General features: G+C 65.3%; 21 protein-coding genes, 1 tRNA gene and 1 pseudogene. 16 read left to right on the top strand and 7 right to left on the bottom strand.

The annotated features are described in order from the left end of the window. Nucleotides 1–2: 2 nt before the first annotated feature. Nucleotides 3–149, bottom strand: coding sequence for a hypothetical protein (locus ACWH43_RS13820; RefSeq protein WP_260349528.1), 147 nt, complete (start codon nucleotides 147–149; stop codon nucleotides 3–5). On the opposite strand from ACWH43_RS13820, the gene ACWH43_RS13815 reads away from it, so the two are divergent. From ACWH43_RS13815 to ACWH43_RS13785, 7 genes are all read left to right on the top strand, one after another. Further along, complete coding sequence (locus ACWH43_RS13815) at nucleotides 148–396, top strand: hypothetical protein (protein WP_158446272.1); 249 nt, start codon at nucleotides 148–150, stop codon at nucleotides 394–396. The two genes, ACWH43_RS13820 and ACWH43_RS13815, sit on opposite strands and share 2 nt — an antisense overlap. A 48-nt stretch (nucleotides 397–444) precedes the next feature. Further along, entirely contained in the window at nucleotides 445–1,665 is a 1,221-nt protein-coding gene (locus ACWH43_RS13810; RefSeq protein ID WP_448153513.1) for an LL-diaminopimelate aminotransferase, read from the top strand. 254 nt (nucleotides 1,666–1,919) lie between these two features. Beyond that, nucleotides 1,920–2,354, top strand: coding sequence for a hypothetical protein (locus ACWH43_RS13805; protein ID WP_158446274.1), 435 nt, complete (start codon nucleotides 1,920–1,922; stop codon nucleotides 2,352–2,354). A 187-nt stretch (nucleotides 2,355–2,541) separates the two neighbouring features. Beyond that, the gene (locus ACWH43_RS13800; RefSeq protein WP_158446275.1) at nucleotides 2,542–3,888 is read left to right on the top strand and encodes a homoserine dehydrogenase; all 1,347 of its coding nucleotides are present in this window, start codon (nucleotides 2,542–2,544) and stop codon (nucleotides 3,886–3,888) included. Between the two features lie 47 nt (nucleotides 3,889–3,935). Next, complete coding sequence (gene glpX, locus ACWH43_RS13795) at nucleotides 3,936–4,934, top strand: class II fructose-bisphosphatase (protein ID WP_158446276.1); 999 nt, start codon at nucleotides 3,936–3,938, stop codon at nucleotides 4,932–4,934. A 267-nt stretch (nucleotides 4,935–5,201) separates the two neighbouring features. Then, nucleotides 5,202–7,007 (top strand): single-stranded-DNA-specific exonuclease RecJ, encoded by a 1,806-nt coding sequence (gene recJ / locus ACWH43_RS13790; protein WP_158471808.1) that lies wholly within the window; start codon nucleotides 5,202–5,204, stop codon nucleotides 7,005–7,007. A gap of 130 nt (nucleotides 7,008–7,137) precedes the next feature. After that, nucleotides 7,138–7,212 (top strand) — tRNA-Glu (locus tag ACWH43_RS13785). 666 nt (nucleotides 7,213–7,878) lie between these two features. On the opposite strand, the gene ACWH43_RS13780 is transcribed toward ACWH43_RS13785, so the two are convergent. After that, nucleotides 7,879–8,643, bottom strand: a complete 765-nt coding sequence (locus ACWH43_RS13780; RefSeq protein ID WP_158446295.1) for a hypothetical protein — start codon at nucleotides 8,641–8,643, stop codon at nucleotides 7,879–7,881. A gap of 76 nt (nucleotides 8,644–8,719) precedes the next feature. Continuing rightward, nucleotides 8,720–8,944: a DUF6626 family protein gene (locus tag ACWH43_RS13775; RefSeq protein ID WP_158446294.1), complete on the bottom strand. Its 225-nt coding sequence runs from the start codon at nucleotides 8,942–8,944 to the stop codon at nucleotides 8,720–8,722. Nucleotides 8,945–9,122: 178 nt separating this feature from the next. Between ACWH43_RS13775 and ACWH43_RS13770 the strand changes: the two genes are divergently transcribed. The 6 genes from ACWH43_RS13770 to ACWH43_RS13745 all read left to right on the top strand — a co-directional run bounded on the left by ACWH43_RS13770 (nucleotide 9,123) and on the right by ACWH43_RS13745 (nucleotide 15,115). Beyond that, a complete protein-coding gene (locus tag ACWH43_RS13770) occupies nucleotides 9,123–10,253 on the top strand; it encodes a hypothetical protein (protein ID WP_158446293.1) in 1,131 nt (376 codons plus the stop codon). Between the two features lie 27 nt (nucleotides 10,254–10,280). Next, nucleotides 10,281–11,954 (top strand): virulence-associated E family protein, encoded by a 1,674-nt coding sequence (locus ACWH43_RS13765; RefSeq protein WP_260349522.1) that lies wholly within the window; start codon nucleotides 10,281–10,283, stop codon nucleotides 11,952–11,954. A gap of 647 nt (nucleotides 11,955–12,601) precedes the next feature. Then, nucleotides 12,602–13,078 (top strand): DUF6538 domain-containing protein, encoded by a 477-nt coding sequence (locus ACWH43_RS13760; RefSeq protein WP_375797044.1) that lies wholly within the window; start codon nucleotides 12,602–12,604, stop codon nucleotides 13,076–13,078. After that, on the top strand, nucleotides 12,978–13,679 hold the full coding sequence (locus tag ACWH43_RS13755) for a hypothetical protein (RefSeq protein WP_260349521.1): 702 nt from the start codon (nucleotides 12,978–12,980) through the stop codon (nucleotides 13,677–13,679). The genes ACWH43_RS13760 and ACWH43_RS13755 overlap by 101 nt, the downstream gene beginning before the upstream one ends. 483 nt (nucleotides 13,680–14,162) lie before the next feature. Further along, nucleotides 14,163–14,621, top strand: coding sequence for a hypothetical protein (locus ACWH43_RS13750; protein ID WP_158446888.1), 459 nt, complete (start codon nucleotides 14,163–14,165; stop codon nucleotides 14,619–14,621). A 116-nt stretch (nucleotides 14,622–14,737) separates the two neighbouring features. Beyond that, nucleotides 14,738–15,115 (top strand): hypothetical protein, encoded by a 378-nt coding sequence (locus ACWH43_RS13745; protein ID WP_260349520.1) that lies wholly within the window; start codon nucleotides 14,738–14,740, stop codon nucleotides 15,113–15,115. A gap of 167 nt (nucleotides 15,116–15,282) precedes the next feature. Here ACWH43_RS13745 and ACWH43_RS13740 read toward each other — a convergent pair whose 3' ends face one another. Continuing rightward, nucleotides 15,283–15,651 carry a DUF3800 domain-containing protein gene (locus ACWH43_RS13740; RefSeq protein WP_158446889.1) on the bottom strand — a complete coding sequence of 123 codons (369 nt, stop codon included), beginning with the start codon at nucleotides 15,649–15,651 and terminating at the stop codon, nucleotides 15,283–15,285. 489 nt (nucleotides 15,652–16,140) lie between these two features. On the opposite strand from ACWH43_RS13740, the gene ACWH43_RS13735 reads away from it, so the two are divergent. Then, nucleotides 16,141–16,644 (top strand): recombinase family protein, encoded by a 504-nt coding sequence (locus tag ACWH43_RS13735; RefSeq protein ID WP_260349541.1) that lies wholly within the window; start codon nucleotides 16,141–16,143, stop codon nucleotides 16,642–16,644. A gap of 153 nt (nucleotides 16,645–16,797) precedes the next feature. Here the strand turns inward: ACWH43_RS13735 and ACWH43_RS13730 are convergent, their stop codons facing one another. Beyond that, on the bottom strand, nucleotides 16,798–17,190 hold the full coding sequence (locus ACWH43_RS13730) for a DUF6538 domain-containing protein (RefSeq protein ID WP_158472016.1): 393 nt from the start codon (nucleotides 17,188–17,190) through the stop codon (nucleotides 16,798–16,800). Between the two features lie 417 nt (nucleotides 17,191–17,607). Here ACWH43_RS13730 and ACWH43_RS13725 point away from each other — a divergent pair, with 417 nt between their 5' ends. Continuing rightward, nucleotides 17,608–18,321 (top strand): nitroreductase, encoded by a 714-nt coding sequence (locus ACWH43_RS13725; protein WP_158446723.1) that lies wholly within the window; start codon nucleotides 17,608–17,610, stop codon nucleotides 18,319–18,321. 42 nt (nucleotides 18,322–18,363) lie between these two features. Here ACWH43_RS13725 and ACWH43_RS13720 read toward each other — a convergent pair whose 3' ends face one another. After that, nucleotides 18,364–19,128 (bottom strand): IclR family transcriptional regulator, encoded by a 765-nt coding sequence (locus ACWH43_RS13720; protein WP_158477045.1) that lies wholly within the window; start codon nucleotides 19,126–19,128, stop codon nucleotides 18,364–18,366. A gap of 366 nt (nucleotides 19,129–19,494) precedes the next feature. Between ACWH43_RS13720 and ACWH43_RS13715 the strand changes: the two genes are divergently transcribed. Further along, nucleotides 19,495–21,579, top strand: a complete 2,085-nt coding sequence (locus tag ACWH43_RS13715; protein ID WP_158448245.1) for a TonB-dependent receptor — start codon at nucleotides 19,495–19,497, stop codon at nucleotides 21,577–21,579. A 328-nt stretch (nucleotides 21,580–21,907) separates the two neighbouring features. On the opposite strand, the pseudogene hemP reads toward ACWH43_RS13715, so the two are convergent. Then, nucleotides 21,908–22,012: pseudogene (gene hemP, locus ACWH43_RS13710) on the bottom strand (hemin uptake protein HemP); the annotation flags it as partial. Nucleotides 22,013–22,022 lie beyond the last annotated feature (10 nt).

Below are 22,022 nucleotides of genomic sequence, written 5' to 3'. Positions count from 1 at the left end.
GCTCAGGCCATGATCGCCGGCGCCCGGCCGAGCCGTGCCGGCAGCGCGTCGCTGAACAGGGCGATCGGTTGCGCCGCTTCCAGACGCTCGGCCGGCATGCCCTCAGCCTGTTGCGGCCCGAGTTCCGCGGGCACCTCGACGGCCTCCATGGCGGGCTTACCCTTCCTCGGCGGCGCGGCAGGCCCGGCGCTCGCGGGGCTGCTCTGGGTCCGGGGCGGCTGGGGCGCGGTCTGCGCCACGGGCGCGCTGGCGGCGGCGATGCTGGTTTTCGACGGCCGCAGGGGCGCAAGCGGATCCCGCGTGGCGGCAGTTCGACATGATTTCATCGATTCTTGCGTTTTTATCTCTGTCCTGGCGAAAGATGCGGTGCTAAGCACCTTCGGCGCAAGGAAGTGACCGCGCGAAAACACGCCGCTGCCCTCGCGGCCCTGGGACCTGTTCGAGATGACCGATTTTCACCGCATCAAGCGCCTGCCGCCCTACGTTTTCGAACAGGTCAACAAGATCAAGGCCGCCGAGCGCGCCAAGGGCGTCGACATCATCGACCTCGGCATGGGCAATCCCGACCTGCCGGCGCCGAAGCATGTCATCGAGAAGCTGGTCGAGACCGCCGGCAAGCCGCGCACCGACCGCTATTCCGCCTCGAAGGGCATCGTCGGCTTGCGCCGCGCCCAGGCGCATTATTACGAGCGCCGCTTCGGCGTGAAGCTCAACCCGGAGACCCAGGTCGTCGCGACGCTGGGCTCGAAGGAGGGCTTCGCCAACATGGCGCAGGCCATCACCGGCCCCGGCGACGTCGTGCTCGTGCCCAATCCGAGCTATCCGATCCACGCCTTCGGCTTCCTGATGGCGGGCGGGGTGATCCGCTCGGTTCCGGCCGAGCCGACGCCGGCGATGTTTCCGGCGCTGGAGCGGGCGGTGATGCATTCGGTGCCGAAGCCGATCGCACTCGTCACCTGCTATCCGGCGAACCCGACCGCCTATGTCGCCTCGCTCGACTTCTACCGCGACCTCGTCGCCTTCGCGAAGAAGCACGAGCTGATCCTGCTCTCCGATCTCGCCTATGCCGAGGTCTATTTCGACGAGACCAATCCGCCGCCCTCGATGCTGCAGGTGCCGGGCGCGATCGACGTCGCGGTCGAGTTCACCTCGATGTCCAAGACCTTCTCGATGGCGGGCTGGCGCATGGGCTTCGCCGTCGGCAACGAGCGGCTGCTCGCGGCGCTGGCGCGGGTGAAGTCCTATCTCGACTACGGCGCCTACACGCCGATCCAGGTCGCGGCGGCGGCGGCGCTGAACGGCCCGGAGGACTGCATCCGCGAGATGCGCGAGACCTATCGCAGGCGCCGCGACGCGCTGGTCGAGAGCTTCGGCAAGGCCGGCTGGGCCTTCCCGGCGCCGGAGGCCTCGATGTTCGCCTGGGTGCCGATCCCGGAGAAGTTCCGCCATCTCGGCTCGCTGGAGTTCTCCAAGCTGCTGATCGAGAAGGCCAAGGTCGCGGTCGCGCCGGGCATCGGCTTCGGCGAGCATGGCGACGACTATGTCCGCATCGCCATCGTCGAGAATGAGCAGCGCATCCGCCAGGCGGCGCGCAATATCGGCCGCTTCCTCAAGAGCGCCGACGCGACCCTGCACAACGTCATCCGCATGCCCAGGGCGGGGTAGGGGCCGCTGCCGGCCGCCCGGAAGCGGCGGGTCGTCCCGGGCGAAGCGCGGCGCAGACCCGGGCTCCCTGCCTGAACCTCTTCCGGAAAGGCTCCGGCATGGAGCCCGGATCGGCGCGGCCTCGCCGCTGGCCCGGGGTGACGGCATCGCATTGTCGAGGCCGTGACACCCTGGGCTCTGGACCCGCCGCCGAAAACATGGGAACCGGAGCGCTGCGGAGAAGGAGATTCCGCATCCTGTCCGGGGTTAGCTTCATGCAACGAAAAGGCCGCCTGCTCGGCATCGGCTTCGCCGCTTTCGCGCTGATCTGCCTGGTGGCGACCTACGATTATTCGCGGGGCCGCATCACCGACACCCGGTCCGAACTCGTCCGGGACGTCCTCGCCTCGTCGGGCAACGCCCGCGAATGCGCCCGCGACGTGACCGACGTCGTCTCGCGCCATATCCCCCTCGGCACCGAGCGGGCGGAGGCCGAGCGCATCCTCGCCGCCGCGACCATCGACCCGCCGAAGCCGTGGTTCTGGACGCCCGATGTCGAGAACAGCACGGCTTCGGAGGGCCAGACGCTCGAGGCGATGCACACCATCAAGGCCACGGCCTTCGTCAGCAACCTGCTGCGGGTCTACCTCTCCTTCGAGGACGGCAAGGTGAAGCGCGTCGCGGCCGAGGTGATCTGCCATTTCGGCTGAGGCTTCCGGCGGCACGCCTGCGGCCGGCCTTGCGGCGGCCCGCAGCCGGTGACGCTGCGGCTGGGGCAGGCGCTGTCGTCGTCCTGCAGCGCGGGCCGCCGGCCGCGCATGGCGACGCCGCGATTTCCTGCGTCTCGCGGCGCTGCTCTCCGTTGACTCGCATCGCGCCTCATGCGACCCCGCGCCGATGAGCAGCGCGATCTTTTCACCTCATTCCCAGCCCCTGCGCGTCGGCGTTGCCGGCCTCGGCACGGTCGGCGCCTCCGTGCTGCGCATCCTGCGGCGGCAGGAGAACGCGCTCGCCGCCCGCTGCGGCCGGGCGATCCGCGTGGTCGCCATCTCCGCCCGCGACCGCAAGCGCGACCGCGGCGTCGATCTCGGCGGGCTCGCCTGGTTCGACGATCCGGTGGCGCTGGCGAAATCCGACGAGGTCGACTGCCTGGTCGAGCTGATGGGCGGCTCGGACGGACCTGCGAAAGCGACGGTCGAGGCCGCGCTCGGCGCCGGCAAGCCTGTCGTGACCGCCAACAAGGCGCTGCTCGCCGCCCATGGCGTCGCGCTGGCGGAGCTGGCCGAGAGCAAGGGCGTGGCGCTCGCCTTCGAGGCCTCCTCGGCCGGCGGCATCCCCGTGGTGAAAACGCTGCGCGAGGCGCTGGCGGGCAACACGATCAGCCGCATTTCCGGCATCCTCAACGGCACCTGCAACTACATCCTCTCGCGGATGGAGGAGGAGGGGCTGACCTTCGAGGCCTGCCTGAAGGACGCGCAGCGCCTCGGCTATGCCGAGGCCGACCCGACCTTCGACGTCGAGGGCTTTGACACCGCCCACAAGCTCGCCATCCTGACCAGCCTCGCCTTCGGTACGAGGATCGACGCAGAAGCGATTCATGTCGAAGGCATTTCGGCGATCACGCCGCTCGATCTGAGGATGGCCGACGAGCTCGGCTACCGCATCAAGCTGCTCGGCGTCGCCGAGCGCACCAAGACCGGGATCGAGCAGCGCGTCCACCCGACCATGGTGCCGAAATCCTCCGCCATCGCGCAGGTGATGGGCGTCCTCAACGCCGTCTCGATCGACGCCGACGCGGTGCGCGAGGTCACGCTGGTCGGCCCGGGCGCCGGCGGCGATCCGACCGCCTCGGCCGTCGTCGCCGACATCGCCGATGTCGCGCGCGGCACGGCGGGCCTGCCCTTCGGCCTGCCGGTGGCGCGGCTGGAGAAGGCGAGCCGCGCCGCGATGCAGCGCCATGAGGGCGGCTACTATGTCCGCCTCGCCGTGGCCGACCGCCCCGGCGCCGCCGCCTCGATCGCGACCCGCATGGCCGAGGCCGACATCTCGCTGGAGAGCATCGTCCAGCGCCGCTCGCCGGAAGCCGCCAATCGTGACCCCGGCGGCCGCTCCGGCGCGCCCGTTCCGGTCGTGCTCATCACCTATGCCACCAGCGAGGCCGCCATCCGCGCGGCGCTGAAAAAGGTCTCCGCCGACGGCCATGTCGCGGAACCGCCGCAAGTTATTCGCATAGAGCGGGAATAGGCCGCCAGGTCGATTCCATTCGCCGCATTGCAAGGGGAAACCATTTCATGTCCGTCGATCTCCGCATCTCCCCCGATCAGATCATCGAGCGCTACCTCTCCATGGAGCTGGTGCGCGTCACCGAGCGCGCCGCCGTCTCCGCCGCGCGCTGGCGCGGTCACGGCAACGAGAAGGCCGCCGATCAGGCCGCCGTCGACGCCATGCGCCGCGAACTGAACCGCCTGCCGATCGACGGCGAGATCGTCATCGGCGAGGGCGAGCGCGACGAGGCGCCGATGCTCTTCATCGGCGAGAAGGTCGGCAACAAGCAGGGCCCGAAGGTGCATATCGCGGTCGACCCGCTCGAGGGCACCACGCTCTGCGCCAAGGACATGCCGGGCTCGATCGCGGTGATGGCGATGGCCGGCGCCGGCAGCCTGCTCTATGCCCCCGACGTCTATATGGACAAGATCGCGATCGGCCCCGGCTATCCGCAGGGTGTCATCGACCTCGACGCCTCGCCGGCCGACAACATCGCCGCGCTGGCCAAGGCCAAGGGCGTGAAGCCGCGCGAGATCTCGACCCTGATCATGGACCGCCCCCGCCACGCTAAGCTGATCGAGGAGGTCCGCAAGACCGGCTGCTCGATCCGGTTGATCACCGATGGCGACGTCGCCGGCGTGATCTTCTGCACCCAGCCCGAGAAGACCGGCATCGACCTCTATCTCGGCATCGGCGGCGCGCCGGAAGGCGTGCTCGCGGCGGCGGCCTTGCGCTGCGTCGGCGGCCAGATGCAGGGCCGGCTCATCCTCGACACCGAGGAGAAGCGCCAGCGCGCCCATGGCATGGGCGTCACTGACCCGAACCACAAATACGACATGTCGGAAATGGCCTCGGGCGACGTCATCGTCTGCGCCACCGGCGTCACCGATGGCGGCCTGCTCTCGGGCGTGCGCTTCGGCCAGGATGTCATCGAGACGGAGACGATCGTCTATCGCTCGATCACCGGCACGGTCCGCCGCATCTATGGCGAGCACCGCGAATTCTCGAAGTTCCAGCTCGACTGAGCCGGGGCGGCGCCCTCGGCACAGGGCGTCATTCCCGCGTGAAAGCGTGGCTTCGATCCGAAAATCTCTTTCAGGAGAGGCCCGGATTCGCACGCACCCCCGCCGTCATTCCGGGCTCGACGCTGCGCGATGTCCCGGAATGACGGCGGGTGTGCGTGAAAACTGGCAGGCTTCAAAGCAGGGCGGTCTCCAAAGCCCCGTGACAAGGTGGCGCTGCCCGTCCGCGGCGGTTGACGGGCCCGGCGCGGTGCGCGACCCCGGTGGACGATGGATTCGCAGGCTCACCGCTTCTTTCTCGGCGTTTCGCGCTCGGTGCTCGGCCGTCCCTGGCGCGACCGCCTCGACATGGCCGGCCTCGGCCGGGCCGAGGCGCTGAGTCAGCAGCAGGGCCTGCCCGACATCCTCGCCCGCCTGCTCGCCGCCCGCGACGTCGCGCCGGGCGAGGCGCTGCGCTTCCTCGAGCCGAAGCTGCGCGACCTCCTGCCCGATCCCATCGTGCTCACCGACATGGCCGCCGCCGCGGCTCGGCTGGCGCGGGCCGGCGCGGCCGGGGAGCAGGTTGCGATCTTCGGCGACTACGATGTCGACGGCGCCTGCTCGGCGGCGCTGCTCGCCGGCTTCCTGCAGCAGGCCGGCGCTCGCCCGCGCATCCATATCCCCGACCGGCTGATCGAGGGCTACGGCCCCAACAGCGAGGCGATCCGCATGCTGGCGGGCGAGGGCGCGACGCTGCTGGTCACGGTCGATTGCGGCACCACCAGCGAGGAGCCGCTGGCCGAGGCGCGCCGGCTCGGCCTCGACGTCGTCGTGCTCGACCATCACCAGGCGCCCGAGCGGCTGCCGGCGGTCGAGGCGCTGGTCAATCCCAACCGCCAGGACGACCTCTCCGGCCTCGGCCATCTCTGCGCGGCCGGCGTGGTCTTCCTCGCTTTGGTCGCGACCAGCCGGGAGTTGCGCCGGCAGGGCGTCTGGGCCGGGCGCGGCGGCGAGCCCGACCTGCTGGCGGCGCTCGATCTCGTCGCGCTGGCGACGGTGGCCGACGTCGTGCCGCTGCGCGGGCTCAACCGCGCCTTCGTCCGGCAGGGCATCGCCATGATGCGCGCCCGCATCCGGCCCGGCCTGACCGCGCTGATGGATGTCGCCGGGCTCGACGGCCCGGTCCAGCCCTGGCATCTCGGCTTCCTGCTCGGCCCGCGCATCAATGCCGGCGGGCGCATCGGCGACGCCGGCCTCGGTGCCCGCCTGCTGCTCACCGCCGACGAGGTCGAGGCGCGCGCCATCGCCGGCGAGCTCAACCGCCTCAACCAGGAGCGGCAGGAGATCGAGCGCCTTGCGGTGCTGGAGGCGGTTTCGCAGGCCGAGCATGAGTTCGACAGGGCCGGCGGCGACCTGCCGGTGCTGCTCGCGGCCAGCGCCGACTGGCATCCCGGCATCGTCGGGCTGGTGGCGGCGCGGCTGAAGGAGCGCTTCCGCCGCCCGGCCTTCGCCCTGGCGCTGAACGGGGAAGGCGGCGCGACCGGCTCCGGCCGTTCGGTCGCGGGCGTCGATCTCGGCCGGGCCGTGCGCGCGGCGGTGGAGGCGGGCATGGCGGTCAAGGGCGGCGGCCATGCCATGGCGGCCGGCGTCACGCTGGCGCAGGGGCAGGCGAACGCCTTCCACGCCTTCCTGAACGCGCATCTCGCCGGCGAGGTCGCGGGCGCGAGCGAGGCAGAGGCGCTGCTCGTCGACGCCGCCCTGAGCGCCGGCGGCGCCAGTCCGCGCCTGATCGCCGAGATCGAGAAGGCGGGTCCCTTCGGTTCGGGCAGCCCGGAGCCGGTCTTCGTCTTCCCGGCGCATCGGCTGACGGATGCGATCCCGATCGGCAGCGGCGGCCATGTCCGCATCAAGCTGCGCAGCGGCGACGGCGCCAGCATCGGCGGGGTCGCCTTCCGCGCGGCGCAGGAGCCGCTCGGCCAGGCGCTGCTGGCGGCGCGCGGCGAGACGGTGCACCTCGCCGCGACGCTGAGCCTCAACCGCTGGGGCGGCAACGAGACGGCGGAACTGCGCCTTCTCGATCTCGCCCGGCCGGTTTGAGCCCGTTCGGGGTGCGTGCCCGAATTTTCCGGGCCGGCTCACAATTCTTGTGAACGGGAGCTTGCGGAGCGGCACTCCCCCCACTATACCTCGCCCCGCTTCGCGACGCGGCCCTGGCCGCAGAGAGCAAGCGGTCTTCGTCTATCGGTTAGGACACCAGCCTTTCACGCTGGGAAGACGGGTTCGATTCCCGTAGACCGCGCCAAGCTATTGATTTTACTACATAATTTCTCATTTAGGACTACTTGAAACCGGCGTTAGGACCGGTTTTTAGGACCGTTTTCGAACGCTCCGAATCCGGCCGGAAAGCACGGTTTTTGGGAGCGTGCCGTTCGAGGTCAGCGCGACGATGTTGTCCTGGTCGATGACATGGTCCTCGGTATGATCGACGAGGGGTGAGCGCGGGCCGCGCACACCCGCTCGCATCGGATGACCAGCCGGGCAGCTTCGGCCGCTACGCGACCTCGGCCCGCTCGCTCACCCGCCGATCTCTTCGAGCCCGGCATGATGGGCGTCGGGGGATCGGGGGATCGGGGGTGACCCCGGCCAACATTTGCGGCGGGGTGGTAGGCACCAACAGAACTCTCTCTAAAATATCTCCCGAAATACCCGAAAGCCCTTATTTTACAGGGGTTTTCGCGGCGGGAGATGGTCCCAGGCATCCCCCGCCGCCGCCTTCGATCCCCCGGCGAGATCAGGCCGGACACTTCCGGGCGATCTCGTCCATCCTGATGAGCGCTTCCGGCCGCTTCGTCGGGGATGTCAGCATCGTGGTTTCGGGCAGCGTCTCCACGATCGTCATGACCGGAAGCCGAGATCGTCACTCCGAATCGTCCCGGCAATCGTGTTCGTGTCCAAGATCGTTCTTTACTCAGATTACCGTCAGACCGTTTTCCCCAATTTCGATCGTGGCATCGGCATCGCATTCCATCTGGTCAAGCTGGTAGAAGATGTTGCCTCGCTTGCGCACCTCGGTTTCGGCGGTGCGAACTGGCAGTAGCTCCGGGTGTTTGCTGCCATCTCCATTGTATGCTCGCTCGGCGGCCCATGTTCCCACGACCTCCTCCGTGTAGCTAATGAAGTCGCAAGCAAATCGAACGACGCATGACGGGAACAGCGCACTTGCGGAATTCCGATCATAGACCGGGTGCTTGCTGCCGGGAGCCGTGCCGTAGAAACTGAGAATGAACAGGCTGGGTGTCATGACGGGCCAGCCCCTGCTCGCAGCGTAAGCCGGAAACAGCACGCCAATCTCGTCCAGTCGTTCGTCCGCTTCCCTTTTTGCTGGTGCGTCAAGCGAGCCATAGTTCCTTTTGCATTCGAAAACGTACGCTGTCTTCGTGCTCTGGTTCACCGCGATGCAGTCCGGCTTGTAATACCCCTTGCCCAGACGCGGCACCTTGGATTTTTCTGCCACCCACCCTTGAACGCCGTTGATCGCGGCTATGAGCGCATCTTCGATAAGCGGACCATGTCGCTTCTTGACGCTATCTACGACGGAAACAACTTCCGAAAGCCGAGGTGCGGCCATGAGGAGAGGATCGGTTGGGATGCCAGCCGCTACGGCACCGGCAACCATCTGATGGGCACGCTGGTTCCAGAGGCGGGCTTCTTGGTAGCGTAACTTCAGGCACATCTCGGGCTCATTCGGTCGATAGGTCTACCTTGATGCCCGCCTCTTGCGCCTTTTGAAAGCCTCTCTCCTCAGCCGATCACACTGGTTCAAGCAATGTTTGGAGGATGCGCTCGGCGATATCGTTCGCGCCCGCTTGTGCCAAACTGCGTACGAGATGAAGCAACGTGTTCTGGCTGGGCTGTTCGCGGGTCCGTTTCGCGCTCGCGTAGTTGTGCGCCCGCCCCAGGAATTGGCGGCTGAAAGCGCTTCGGTTCTTCACGAGACCGCGCTCGCGGACCTGCTCATAGATATCATCCAGCATAGGACAGTTTCTCAGATTACCCTGTATTTATACCGCACGTCCGCCAGAAAGTCGAAATTTGATATCAGCGACTCCACCCGGAATCGCACGAATATAAATATTGCGTAGCCACAGCTACGAGCGTTAAATATGCATAGATTGAAGAGATTACTTCAATGGATACTAGAAATATTATTTTATGAACATTTCAACAAAGGCAGAATACCCGCCTTGCGCGAGCTATCTGCGCGAAGTTTACACCGGCCGCGATGGGGTACGCACCCTCCATCAGGCCAAGATCACGGAAATGATCGCGCATCAGAACTTCGTCGCGTTTGCGGCGGATTTCAGGGTGAACGAGGCCTATCCGCAAGCCCAGACGCACAAGCAGGAGAGTTTCGGCTTCCTGCCGACCGTTTTCGAAGAAAGCGGGTGGGTGCCTCGCAGCGATCCCGGCCGTACTCCGCTGTGGGGCCTCTGGCGGCGGGCCGAGCATTCCGTGCGCGAGATCACGCTGATGTATCTCGACCTGGACAATGCAGCGGCCGATCGGCCGTTCGTCACCCTCGACGAGATGGAAACGACGCTGAAGGCTCTGGGCCTGTCGCATATCCTCTATACGTCATTCAGCCACACCTCCGAACGCCACAAGGTCCGGGCCATCCTGCCTGTCAGCCGCAGCTTGGACTACGACACGGCGTTCCTGGTCTTCCTCTGGTTCAACGCGATGGTCTGCGGCGGCCAGCTTGATGAGGCAATCTACGACGACGGCGATTTCCTGTACGGCCCGCCGTTCGTTGGACAACAGCGCCAGTGGTTGGACGGAAGCGTCGATGTCGATGCCGTCCTGGCCCTCGTCGAAGACCTGTCGGACGAAAGCCTGGAGCCAGCCCGTCGCCGTTGTGGCGCTGTCCAATCTCGCCGCGAACTCACCCCGACCGAGATCGCTGAGATGCGTGCTGCGATGCAGGACGACACCGTCCGCCACGGTGAGGTGACGATCACCAATCCGGCCGTTTTCAACCCCGATTGGCTGGTCGATCTACACGCCCTCTGCAACGCGGGTTCCCATCGCCAGACGTTGCTGACCATCCTGACGAGGGCCTTTGTCAAGTCGGAACACGGCCTGACTTTCGGCGAACTTCGGCATCTTCAGAACGAATTGGACGCGGAGTGGGGGTTCTACTGTCGCGTCAAATACGGGGACCGTGAACTGGCGGCAGACGCTCGTTCGGTCCTCACCGTCCGCTCAACAAAGCCGCTCTCCTCTCCGACCTATCAGCGCCAGCAGTCCGTCAAGGCGGCGCTGGCCCGGAAGCGGCGCTCCTAATCTCTCTTCATAGAAATGAGTCCCACTATGACAACCACCCAGCAAGATACCTCCTCCGAATTCCAGGCCGCCCTGAGGGCCTGGGACAACATGAAAAAGCCCACTGATGACGAAGTGGCCGCCCTTATTGCGTGTGCCGAAAAGGCACGGCACGCATCCGAATTGGCAGGGCCATGGGCAACGCTTGCCCGCCACCTCGTGGAGTTGGGCGGCTTCAGCAAGGACGCCGCCCAGAAGGAGGCGAGCCGGTGCCGGATCGTCGCAGCGCTTGGCCGGTATCCCGAGGGCTATGATGATTTCGTCGCCCTCTGGCTCGATGCGCGCGGCTATTCCATGAAGCATAGCGGCGAGTTTCTCGGCCCGCGTGGCGTGCCGGTTTGCCTTGATCATGTGCTCAACCAGATGAAGGTCTGGACCGAGGACAAGCGGGTTTTCAAAGGCGCGTACGAGGCTGCGCTGCGGCTCTGGACCGCTGATGAACGGCTCAAGATCATCGAACGGACGTATCGCGACCTCGTCTTCGATGCCGCTGCTGACCCCGACATGAACGAGTTGAAGCGCTGGATCGACCTCATCGTTCGCGAGGACGAGGACCCCGAAATCACCGAGCGCAACAAGCGCGGCGTCCTGGTCGCCGTTACCAACTTCATCCACCGGGTCAAGAACCACCTGGGTGCCATGGTGGGCATCGAGCATCCGTCCGGCGACGCCCGCTGGCATCACCACACCCACGTCATGCCCGTGCTCTATGGCGCGCAGGAGGACGGAAAGACCCTCGCGGTGAAGACCCTGCTTCGGGCCGTGTCCGATCTCGCCACGGGCATGGGCTTCGAGGTGCTCGAAGACAACTCCAAGCAGAACATGCTGAGCTACATGCCTGTCATGTCGTTCGATGAACTCGCTGGCTTGAAGAACGCCAACGTCGAGAAGCTGAAGGGCATCATGACCGAAGAAACGCGCTCAATGCGCGACGTTTATGAGCGGGCTGGGCCGAAGCGGGTGGTGACGACCTTCATCGGCTGCACGAACGAGGACTTGAACGGATTCGTCAGGGATAAGACCGGAAACCGTCGCTTCTTTCAGTTCGCGACGAAGCTGGTCGATGTAGCCGCGATGAGGTCGATTGATGCCCGCCGCATCTGGCGTAGCGTCGATGAGAACGCGGTGAGCCCCTGGTACGCCCATGCCGAGGACCTTCAGATCGTAAAGGCAATCCAGGCTGAGCAGCGGCACAAGTCGTCGGTGGAGGACTGGATCGAGAATTGCTCGACGCTCCCCACCGGAGGCGGCGGCTGGGTCACAACGAGCGAACTGTATCGGAGCTACTTCGCCTACATTGAGGAGTTCCACCGCTCTGAGGTGAACGGCGCGAACGTCGGCAAGTTTGGCCGCGAGTTGAACAGGCTTTTCGGCGCGAGGCATCCGCAGATCGAGCAGAACTACAACACCAAGACGAAGAGCAACCAGTACAGGATCGCGCGCCCAGGCGCAGTGAAGCGCTCGAAGCCGAAGACTGCTACCTCCCTTCCCGTAGCGGCAAACACGAACACGATTGCCGGGACGATTCGGAGTGACGATCTCGGCTTTCCGGTCATGACGATCGTGGAGACGCTGCCCGAAACCACGATGCTGACATCCCCGACGAAGCGGCCGGAAGCGCTCATCAGGATGGACGAGATCGCCCGGAAGTGTCCGGCCTGATCTCGCCGGGGGATCGAAGGCGGCGGCGGGGGATGCCTGGGACCATCTCCCGCCGCGAAAACCCCTGTAAAATAAGGGCTTTCGGGTATTTCGGGAGATATTTTAGAGAGAGTTCTGTTGGTGCCTACCACCCCGCCGCAAATGTTGGCCGGGGTCACCCCCGATCCCCCGATCCCCCGACGCCCATCATGCCGGGCTCGAAGAGATCGGCGGGTGAGCGAGCGGGCCGAGGTCGCGTAGCGGCCGAAGCTGCCCGGCTGGTCATCCGATGCGAGCGGGTGTGCGCGGCCCGCGCTCACCCCTCGTCGATCATACCGAGGACCATGTCATCGACCAGGACAACATCGTCGCGCTGACCTCGAACGGCACGCTCCCAAAAACCGTGCTTTCCGGCCGGATTCGGAGCGTTCGAAAACGGTCCTAAAAACCGGTCCTAACGCCGGTTTCAAGTAGTCCTAAATGAGAAATTATGTAGTAAAATCAATAGCTTGGCGCGGTCTACGGGACCCCTCTGACCTCATTTCGCATGTCTAGCGAACTCGTTCTTTTGATTGCGGCTTTTCTGTTTCGGGGTAGCGTTTTCACTGTTTGGGAGCAGATCGGCCAGTTGAAGCGGCCGGAGAAGGTGAGCGAGGTCGCGATCGAGGATGCCGCGTTTTGGACTGGTTCCCTTCACGAAGCAGGATGTGAAGGGCGACATTTTCCGGTTCCGGCTCCAACTTCCAGATGATGTGTTCGAGAGGCTGGTCGCGACCGGAACGGCCGGTGTGCGGCGGACAGTGACCTTCTCGCTCAGGACCCGCGATCCCATGGCTGCGCGAAGCCGGGCGCTGCGGGCTGCGGCCGATGTCAGCGACATGATCGTGGCGGTCGGAGCCGGGGGGACATCGCCCAGGTGGCCTGATCCAACCGTGTATCAGCGGGACGGGATCGTTCTGCCGAGCAGTGGCCACAAGCCGGTGGCTCCGAAGCGTGTCAGGAGTTCAGCGAAGCCGCAGAAGGCCATGACCCTGCGCCGGACGTATGAGGAGGTCTATCTGCCTCGTCGGACCGATCGGAAGGGGCAACCACCGCGACGGAGAGCCCGCCTCGGCGATCGCGCTCTTCGTGGCCTCGGCCGGTGATCTCGCCATCACCAGCATCTCGCGGAAGGAGGCGGAGAAGTTCGTGCGCGGGTTGGAGATGGGCTCGATCGGCACGAAGAAGAAGCTCGTCATCGCGCTCTCTACAGTGTGCAACGCAGCCGTCGCGGCCGATCTGATCCCGGCGAATCCGTTCAGGGGGCTCGGCCCGGACAGGTCGGCGATCGCAGCCGCCCGGCGCAGCTACAGCCGGTTCGATCATGATCAACTGGCCCGGTTCTTTGCCAGGACAGAGCGTGAAGACGGAGCGGTGCTGTGGTTGCCCCGCTTGCTCCTCCTGACCGGGGCTCGCCTCGAAGAGATGGCCCAGCTTCGCAGCGAGTGGTTCGTGCGCCGGGATGGCGTCGAGGTGATCGACCTGCACAACGCCCAGGTGAAGAGCGCCCACAATCGCCGGTACATCCCGTTGCATCGGGACCTTCTCGATCTCGGTATCCTCGATCTGGTTCGCCGTTCCCCCGATCGGCTGTTCCCCGAGCTTCGGTATCGTCCTTCCGCCGAGCGCTGGAGCGGGGCGATCAGCATGAAGCTGATTTGCAAGACGAGATCGATCTCGGCTCCGTCAGGAATAGGGCCATCCTGACGGGCGTCTTCGGTGATGGCTGTCCGGTCATCGGGCTTGGGTCTTTCCTCTACGTCGAAGAAGCTCCGTCGCCGAAAGTCTTGCGGCAATCCTAATTTGTATCGCGCGGATAAATACCCTCAGAAATCTGTCCCGAGCGAACGATGCCCAGCCATGCTCTGCCTCCAATTCTCGATTTCGTGCGTGACCCCACTGCGCGGGAAGCTGCGCTCGTCGTGTTGGAGGGCGAGACCCTCGATCTCATGGCTGTGCTTATGGAATGCGGGGACTACACCCTCGTTGAGCGTGCACGCCCTGATCCGAGACTGCCGATCATGCATTTCATCCGCTGCCCGTCTCAGCTTTGGGCTGAACGCCTTAAGCGCGCCTGGGCGCAGCACCGTTTGCTGAAGACTCTTCATGGCCGAAGGTAGAGCCTGCTGCTCAGCTTTTCGGTGCTGTTCGATCGACTGCGCCTCGTGCGGGTGGCGATATTCGCTATCCGTGGCGCGCCGTATCCTCGCCTGGGAACTGCGTAACCTCCATGCGGCGACGATCATGTGCGCGGCTTCGAGCCCGGCGGAATTTCGAACTTGGAGAAAGGCCGTTCATAATGTCGTGGCCTACCAGAGACGCAGGTCACGATGGTGGCGGAGCGTCGGCCTTTGGGCATGGTGGACCAGCATCGGTCTGTACGGCATCGTCGAACTCGGTTCGATCACCGCGACCGAGTTTGTTTCCGCTCTGCGGCATCGCGGAGATGTTCGTCTGCGGCCAATTGCGATCGAGACGGTCCGAACCGAGGTCTACCGGGCGGCACAATCCGTCTCGCTGTCCCAGCGCGGCGATGCTGCGGGTCGATACCAGCCGGTGAAGATTGCGATCGAGCCGGTGATCGTGGCGGTGTCTGCCGTGCCGATCGTTGGCAGCAGGATGATCCCGCCGATGCCTATGATTGTGTGAGCGTATCGCGCTGGAACTCGTGCGGGTCGAAACGTCCTGATGTCGAGGCAAGTGAAAGCGAAGCGATGCCTGGAATGGCAACGAGCGATCACCACCTGTTTCCGGGAGACCGACCCATGCTCTTCGGAAACCGCCCAGGGCTCGACATGGCAGGATTAAACCCGATCGCGCTCAGCGCCTCGATCTGGCGCGCGGACAGCGGGCCATTGTATCCATCGGGCAGCAGCTTGAAGCCGTACCCGAGCGGCTCGGTCTTGCCGGGCGCTCTGACGAAGCGCGGGGCAAGCTCGGAAATGAACTCGGGCACGACGGTACCGAAGCGGTCTTCGTCAACAGCCTTGAAGATCGAGCTTGCGACGCAGTCGGCAAACTGGAGTCCGGGCTCGCTCTTCGACCGAGCACTATCGATCAGGGAGGGATTTACGACAGACCAATCGATCTGGTGCTTGTTGTTGAAGTACGAGGCGTCGCGCGTTGAGATACTGAGCTTGTGAAGGTACGCCTTGGTCTGTGAGTATCGGAAATGTTTGCGATGCGAGAAAATGACCTGGATGGGGAGGTTCCGGCCAAAGGCTGCAACAGAATACCTTGCGCATTCCGCACTCGCGGTTTCTAGCAGGTAACGGAAGAGATGGTTGTAAAACCAATTGTAGCGCTGCGGCTACTCCTTACCGTCTCTTACGATCTCCATATTCTTGGCTTCGACGCGCTTGTTCCGGTATTGGCGCATGTTTCGCTTGTTTGAAACGACCGCGACCAGTCCGGCGTTGAACCGAGCCAACTCCCTGATGACGCTGATCTGAGCTTCAGCGGCAACATCACGGAAGTGCAGTTCCTGTTCCGGCCGAAGTTGTGCCAAGCGTTTGGCGGCGTTGACGCTGTCCAGTAGCTCGTTACGCCGATGAACACGGATGAGGACGCCCGCGAGGATAAAGAACTCCGATGATCCGTTTTCGTCGATCGGCCTGACGGTGTCGGTGCCGTCGTCTCCAGCCTCATCGATGAACAATAAGAAGCCGGGTTGCATCATCAGGCACTCGCGGTGACCAACAGGTTGCGATCGGAAAGTATCGGTTGCGATTTCTGACGACCCACACCTGATCGCCGCATGCCCGCTCTCTCGTTTAATTCTCGAACCTCCGGTGACCGGACGATCTGCCCAGTCTCTACCTGTACCAAAAACCCTCCCGCCGACGCTCCCCAAGCGTCATCGCACCCCCCCTGCATTTCCTGGGCTGGCGACGCTCCCTGAACGCGGCTTCGACTGTTTCCGCAACCATCTGGTTCCGACCGCCCGATCCCCTCGAAGCCCTCTCTCACAAACGGTCGTTTCCGCGACGCTGCTGATGTGGCGGGATCGTCGCGGATTTTCGTAGCGGACGGTCTCGCAAAAACTACTTGCGGAACTGGCTTCTCATGAGAGCCTGCTCCCGACGAGTTTTGCGAAGGAGAGGCGATGAAGCTGGGGCTGGCGCGGGTTTCGACGGACGGACAGGATCACAGCCTTTAGCTTGATGCGCTGAAGGCAGCCGGGTGCGAGAAGGTCTTCGTCGAGACCGTGTCCGGCACCAAGGCCGAGAGGCCCGAGTTGCGGAAGCTCCTCGACCATGCTCGTGCTGGTGATGTGGTGGTTGTCTACTCGCTGTCCAGGCTGGCGCGATCCGTGCGCCATCTGATCGACCTGAGCGAGGAGTTCCAGCGCCGCGACATCGGCCTGATGTCGATCACCGAGGCGATCGATACGACGACGCCTGCTGGCAGATTCCTCTATGTTACGATGTCGGCGCTAAGCCAGCTTGAGGTAGACCTACTTCGCCAAAGAACTGCTGCTGGGCTTTTGGCTGCCCGCCAAAGAGGGCGAGTTGGCGGACGCCCGAAAGCTCTCGACCCGGTGAAGCTGACCGTGGTGAAGACGCTGCTCAGCGAAGGGACGTTGACGGTCGCCGAGATCGCCGAGCATGTCGGCGTCGCGCCCAGCACGATCTATCGAGCCGTGAAGGGTGGGCGGAGCGCGTTGGCCTAGCGGTCCGGGAGATAGTGGGGCTACGTTCTCGCGTACGAGATTCAGTCAAAAACAGACCCTCTCAGGCCGCGATCGGCGCGCAAACCTGCCTCAGGAATGGGAAGTCGATCTGATCAAGATGCCGCTTCAGCAGCGCCACGTCGTCCTTCAGCATCAGGTAGTGCTCTTCTGACACGTCGCCCAGTTTGTGGCCGGTGATCGCGTTGATGCTGGTTTTGGAACCCCGATCACATAGGCGGCGTGCTCGAACGTCTTTCTGAGCGAGTGCACCGTCAGCCGCCGATCCCGCCCCAAAGCCTCGTCGATCGTCCTGTTCAGCTTCATGCTGATCGCCCCGCTCCAGCGCTCGGCGGAAGCCCGCAGCGCCCGGCTTCGCGCAGCCATGGGATCGCGGGTCCTGAGCGAGAAGGTCACTGTCCGCCGCACACCGGCCGTTCCGGTCGCGACCAGCCTCTCGAACACATCATCTGGAAGTTGGAGCCGGAACCGGAAAATGCCGCCCTTCACATCCTGCTTCGTGAAGGGAACCAGTCCAAAACGCGGCATCCTCGATCGCGACCTCGCTCACCTTCTCCGGCCGCTTCAACTGGCCGATCTGCTCCCAAACAGTGAAAACGCTACCCCGAAACAGAAAAGCCGCAATCAAAAGAACGAGTTCGCTAGACATGCGAAATGAGGTCAGAGGGGTCCCGTAGACCGCGCCACCGAAGCATTCAAGCGCTTGATCTGAAAGAAGTGATTGGCTTTCAATAGCTTCCGCTCGCCCTTCCGCGACAAAGGGCGCTACAAATGGCTGTTGCGATGACCTCCCTAACCCGCGCCCAAAACGGCGTGGTTCGCCCGCCGGGAAACGATACGGGAAGCTTTAACCCAAGGCGATCCAGTTTTAAGGGCTCAGATCATCCGGATGGCGGGCCGCACGCCTGCGGCGCTTCCGGCCGCTCGATCGGAGACGGGGAACGGATGGAACAGCTCGTTCAAACGCAGCCGGATGGGGAGACGCAGGAGCATCGCGCCTTCGACCGGCTGGCCTCGGCGCGCCATAGCTGCCGCGGGTTCCTGCCCGCGCCGCTGCCGCAGCCCCTGATCCGGCGGATTCTCGAAACCGCCCAGCGGGCGCCGTCCTGGAGCAACGTCCAGCCCTGGCAGGTGGTCGTGACCTCAGGGGAGGGCACGGAGCGGTTTCGCCGGACGATGCTGGCCAAGGCCGGCTCGTCCGAGCCGATGCGGCGCGATTTCGCGTTCCCGCGGGCCTATTCGGAGGCCCAGCTCGCCCGGCGCCGCGCCTGCGGCTTCCAGCTCTATGCCGCCGTCGGCATCCCGCGCGGCGACAGGGAGGGCTATGCCCGCCAGACGATGCGCAACTTCGCCTTCTTCGACGCCCCCCATGTCGCGATCGTCACCACCGACGAGGCGCTGGGCGTCTATGGCGCGGTCGATTGCGGCGGCTATGTCTCGCATTTCATGCTGGCGGCCCAGTCGCTCGGCGTCGGCACGATCGCGCAGGGCGCGCTGGCCGAGTATGCCGGCGACATCCGCGCGCATTTCGGCCTGGGCGAGGACAGGCGGGTGGTCTGCGGCATCGCGTTCGGATGGCCGGATCCCGCCCATCCGGCGAACAGCTTCAAGACCGGCCGGGCGGCGCTGTCGGAGGTTGTCACCTGGGCCGGCGACTAAGCATCGGCCCGAAAACCGCGTTCCGCTTCTCGGGCCGATGGACTAGCCGCCGGATTCCCGCGTCGCGTCGCGCGCCGCCGCGAACAGCGCGGCGCGATGTCCCTCGGCGTCGGCCGTCCTGACGAAGGACACCGTCGTCGCGACGCAGGCGATCTCGCCCAGCGCGTTGAAGACCGGCGCGGCCTTGCCGGTCAGCAGCGAGAACAGGTGCTCGTTCAGCTCGGCGCCGCCTTCGCGCCTGACCGCGTCGAGGATGCCGGCCGGCGGACGGCTGCCGCGGAAGGAGGGCGGCTGCTGCTCGCGCGCCATGGCGATCGCCTCCTTCGGCAGATAGGCCTGGAAGACGAGGCCGCAGGCGGTGTTGTCGACGGGCAGGACGTCGCCCAGCGTCACCGTGCTGATCGCGAAATCGGTGCTGCGGTACCAGCGCACGATCGTCGGGCCGCGCTCGGTCCAGATCGCCACGCCGCAACTGGCGGCAATGCGGGCGGAGAGCGCCTTCATCGCCCGCGCCGCGACTTCCACCGAATCGATACGGCGAAGGGCGCGCACGCCGATGTTCAGCGCGGCGGGGCCGAGGTCGTAATGCCCGGTCTCGGCATCCTGCGCGGCGAGCCCTTCGCGGACCAGGCTCTGCATGTAGCGATGGGCGGTCGAGGCGCCGGTGCGCGCCCGGCGGGCGACCTCGCCGAGCACCAGCGGGCCGTCTGCCCTGGCCAGGATGTCGAGGAAGCGGGCGGCGATCGAGACGGACTGGATCGTCGCCGAGCGTTTGGCGGCGCCGCCGCCATCTCCCGCGGGCGTCACCGACCGGGCCCCGGATCGGTCGCCGTCGGGGTCGAAAGGGGGGTGGGGCGGGGAAGGCTGGTCATCATGCGAATCGCGCTGGAACGGGCGGCGGGCGCCGGAACGCGCTTTGTGCCATCGCGAGCCCGAGCAGGACAAGCGCGGGGCGGGGAAGCATGGGGGTGCGGTTCCGCCCCGGGCTGTCCGGACGCCGATCGCATCCCGGCCCCTGCGACCTGAAAACCACAGCCCGCGACAATGCCCGGCCGGCGCCGATATCGATATTGACATGCGGAATGCGTTCCGCACTGTAGGATACCTTGTTGCAAACTCGCGAGCCACGGCCCTGTCCCCAGCCAGCGAGACACGTCCGATCCGGGGATCGTCATGTCATCCAAGCTTGTCCTGATGCGCGGCGTCAGCCTCGTATCGCTCCTCACCGTCGCCGCCGCCATGCCGGCCTTCGCGCAGAGCGGCCCGGCTGCGCCCGCCGCGACGGCGATCGAGCTCGACACGATCACGGTCACCGGCGAGAAGGTCGAGCGCGACCTCCGCAGCACCGCCTCCTCGGTGGCGGTGAAGACCGCCCGGGACATCGACAGGGAGGATACCGGCAACGCCTCGGTCTCCGAGGTCCTCACCGGCACGCCCAACGTGACCTACACCGACACGGTCGGGGCGCCGATCATCCGCGGGCAGGACACGCAAGGCCCTCTCACCGGCCAGAACTCGTTCTGGGGCGGCACCGTGCCCCGCGCCACGATCAATGTGGACGGGCATTATCTCAGCTACAACGAGTTCTATTTCGGCGCGACCTCGCCCTGGGACGTCAAGAGCATCGAGGTCTTCCGCGGGCCGCAGACGACCTCGCAGGGCGCCAACGCCATCGCGGGCGCGATCGTCGTCAACACCAAGGACCCGACCTTCACGCGGGAGGCGGCCTTCCTCACCGAGTTCGGCAGCTATTCGTCGCGGCGCACCGCGCTCATGCTCTCCGGGCCGATCATCGCGGACCAGCTCGCGGGCCGGATCTCGCTCGACTATTCCGGCCGCGACAGCTTCATCGACTATGTCAGCCCGAATTTCCAGCGGCGCTACGCCGATCAGGACTTCCGGGCCCTGAACCTGCGCGCCAAATTGCTCTGGCGCCCGACGGACCTGCCCGGATTCGAGGCGAAGCTGACCTTTTCGCGCAATTCGACCAACCGCCCGAGCCAGGAGGCGGCGTCCGCGCCCTTCGATAGGCTGAAGCACACCACCACCACCATGCCGAGCTGGCGGCAGGACACCACCACCGGCATCCTCGACCTCAGCTATGATTTCGGCAACCGCTTCAAGCTGTTCAACCAGAGCCAGTACAGCGACCTCTCGGTGAGCCGGAAGACCGGGCTGCTCGGCAATGGCGATGCCTATATCGACCAGTGGAACGCCTCCAACGAGACCAGGCTCACCTATGGCGAGCAGGGCGACGTCCTGAGCGGCGTCGCCGGCATTTACTATGCCCATACCAAGACCGACGAGATCCTCTACCTCTCCGGCCGCTCGACCTTCGACGACACCAAGCGCAATCTCGGCATCTTCGGCGAGGCCAGCTACCGCCTGACCGACCGCTGGACCTTCACCGGCTCGCTGCGCTTCCAGCAGGACCAGATCGAACGCGCCGGCCAGACGGTGCTGGCGCGGCAGGGCGTCGATTTCGACAAGACCTTCCAGGCCGTGCTGCCCAAGGCCTCGCTCGCCTATGCGGTGACGCCGGACTGGACCGTCGGCGCGATGGTCAATCGCGGCTACAATCCCGGCGGCGTCTCGCTCAACCTCAATGCCGGCCAGTGGCAGCCCTTCAAGGAGGAGACGCTCTGGAACTATGAGCTGTTCACCCGCGCCAGCCTGCTGGAGAACCGGCTGAACGTCAGCGGCAATCTGTTCTATACCGACTTCAAGAACGCCCAGTACTTCATCCCGGTCGTGCTCGCCACCGGCGTCGTCCAGTCCTACGGCATCAACGCCGAGAAGGCCCATGCCTACGGCCTGGAGGTCAATGCCGACTACCGCGTGCTCGACAACCTGACCCTCAAGGCCGGCGCCGGCCTGCTGCGCACGGAGATCGACAAGATCTCGGCCAATACCGGCTACAAGGGCAACGAATTCGCCAAGTCGCCCGGCTATATGCTCAGCTTCGGCGTGAGCTGGGACGTCACCAGCAAGTTCAACGTCACCGGGCAGCTCCGGCACACCGACGGATACTATTCCGACGTGGCCAATACGCGCCTCTACCTGATCAAGCCCTATACGATCGCCGATTTGCGCGCGAGCTACCAGTTCACCGAGAACCTTCAGCTCTACGGCTATGTGAAGAACATCTTCGATGCGCGCAAGCCGACCTATATGCAGCAGAATCGCGGCATCGGCGGCACCGAGGCGAGCATGACGGAGCCGCGGATGATCGGCGTCGGCCTGAAGGGCACCTTCTGAGCCGGGCCCGGCCGCAAGGCCCGGGCGGGGCTTTCTCCCGGCCGGGCCGTGCGGACCGACAGGCGCCCGGCCAGAGCCTCGGCCCGAAAAGCGGGACGCGGGGTGCGGGAAAAGCCGGTGCAAGATCAAAGGGCTGGAGCATCGGACTGAATACGATGTCCGGTCCGACACTCCCAGCCGGACGCAACCGCCGGCCCGCCTGCCGCCACACGCTCGCCCGCGCGGGATTCCCGCGCTCCCGGCGGGGCCGGGCGGCCTCTCGCCGCTCATCGATGGATCGGCCCGCAATGGGTGGTCTCACGGCCGCGCCTGTCCGGCGCGGCCTCGCTTATTTCGTCAAGATCAGCTTTCCCTGCCGCGTGATCCGCAGGCGGTAGAGCTCGCCGTGATGCTCGATCCCGATCTCGGTTTCCCCGCCGAAGACGCTGGAGCTCGGAATCAAC

It is taken from the genome of Allobosea minatitlanensis (assembly GCF_964020775.1).
The sequence above is the reverse complement of the archived record's forward strand: the minus strand, read 5'-3'. Positions and strand labels throughout refer to the sequence as shown.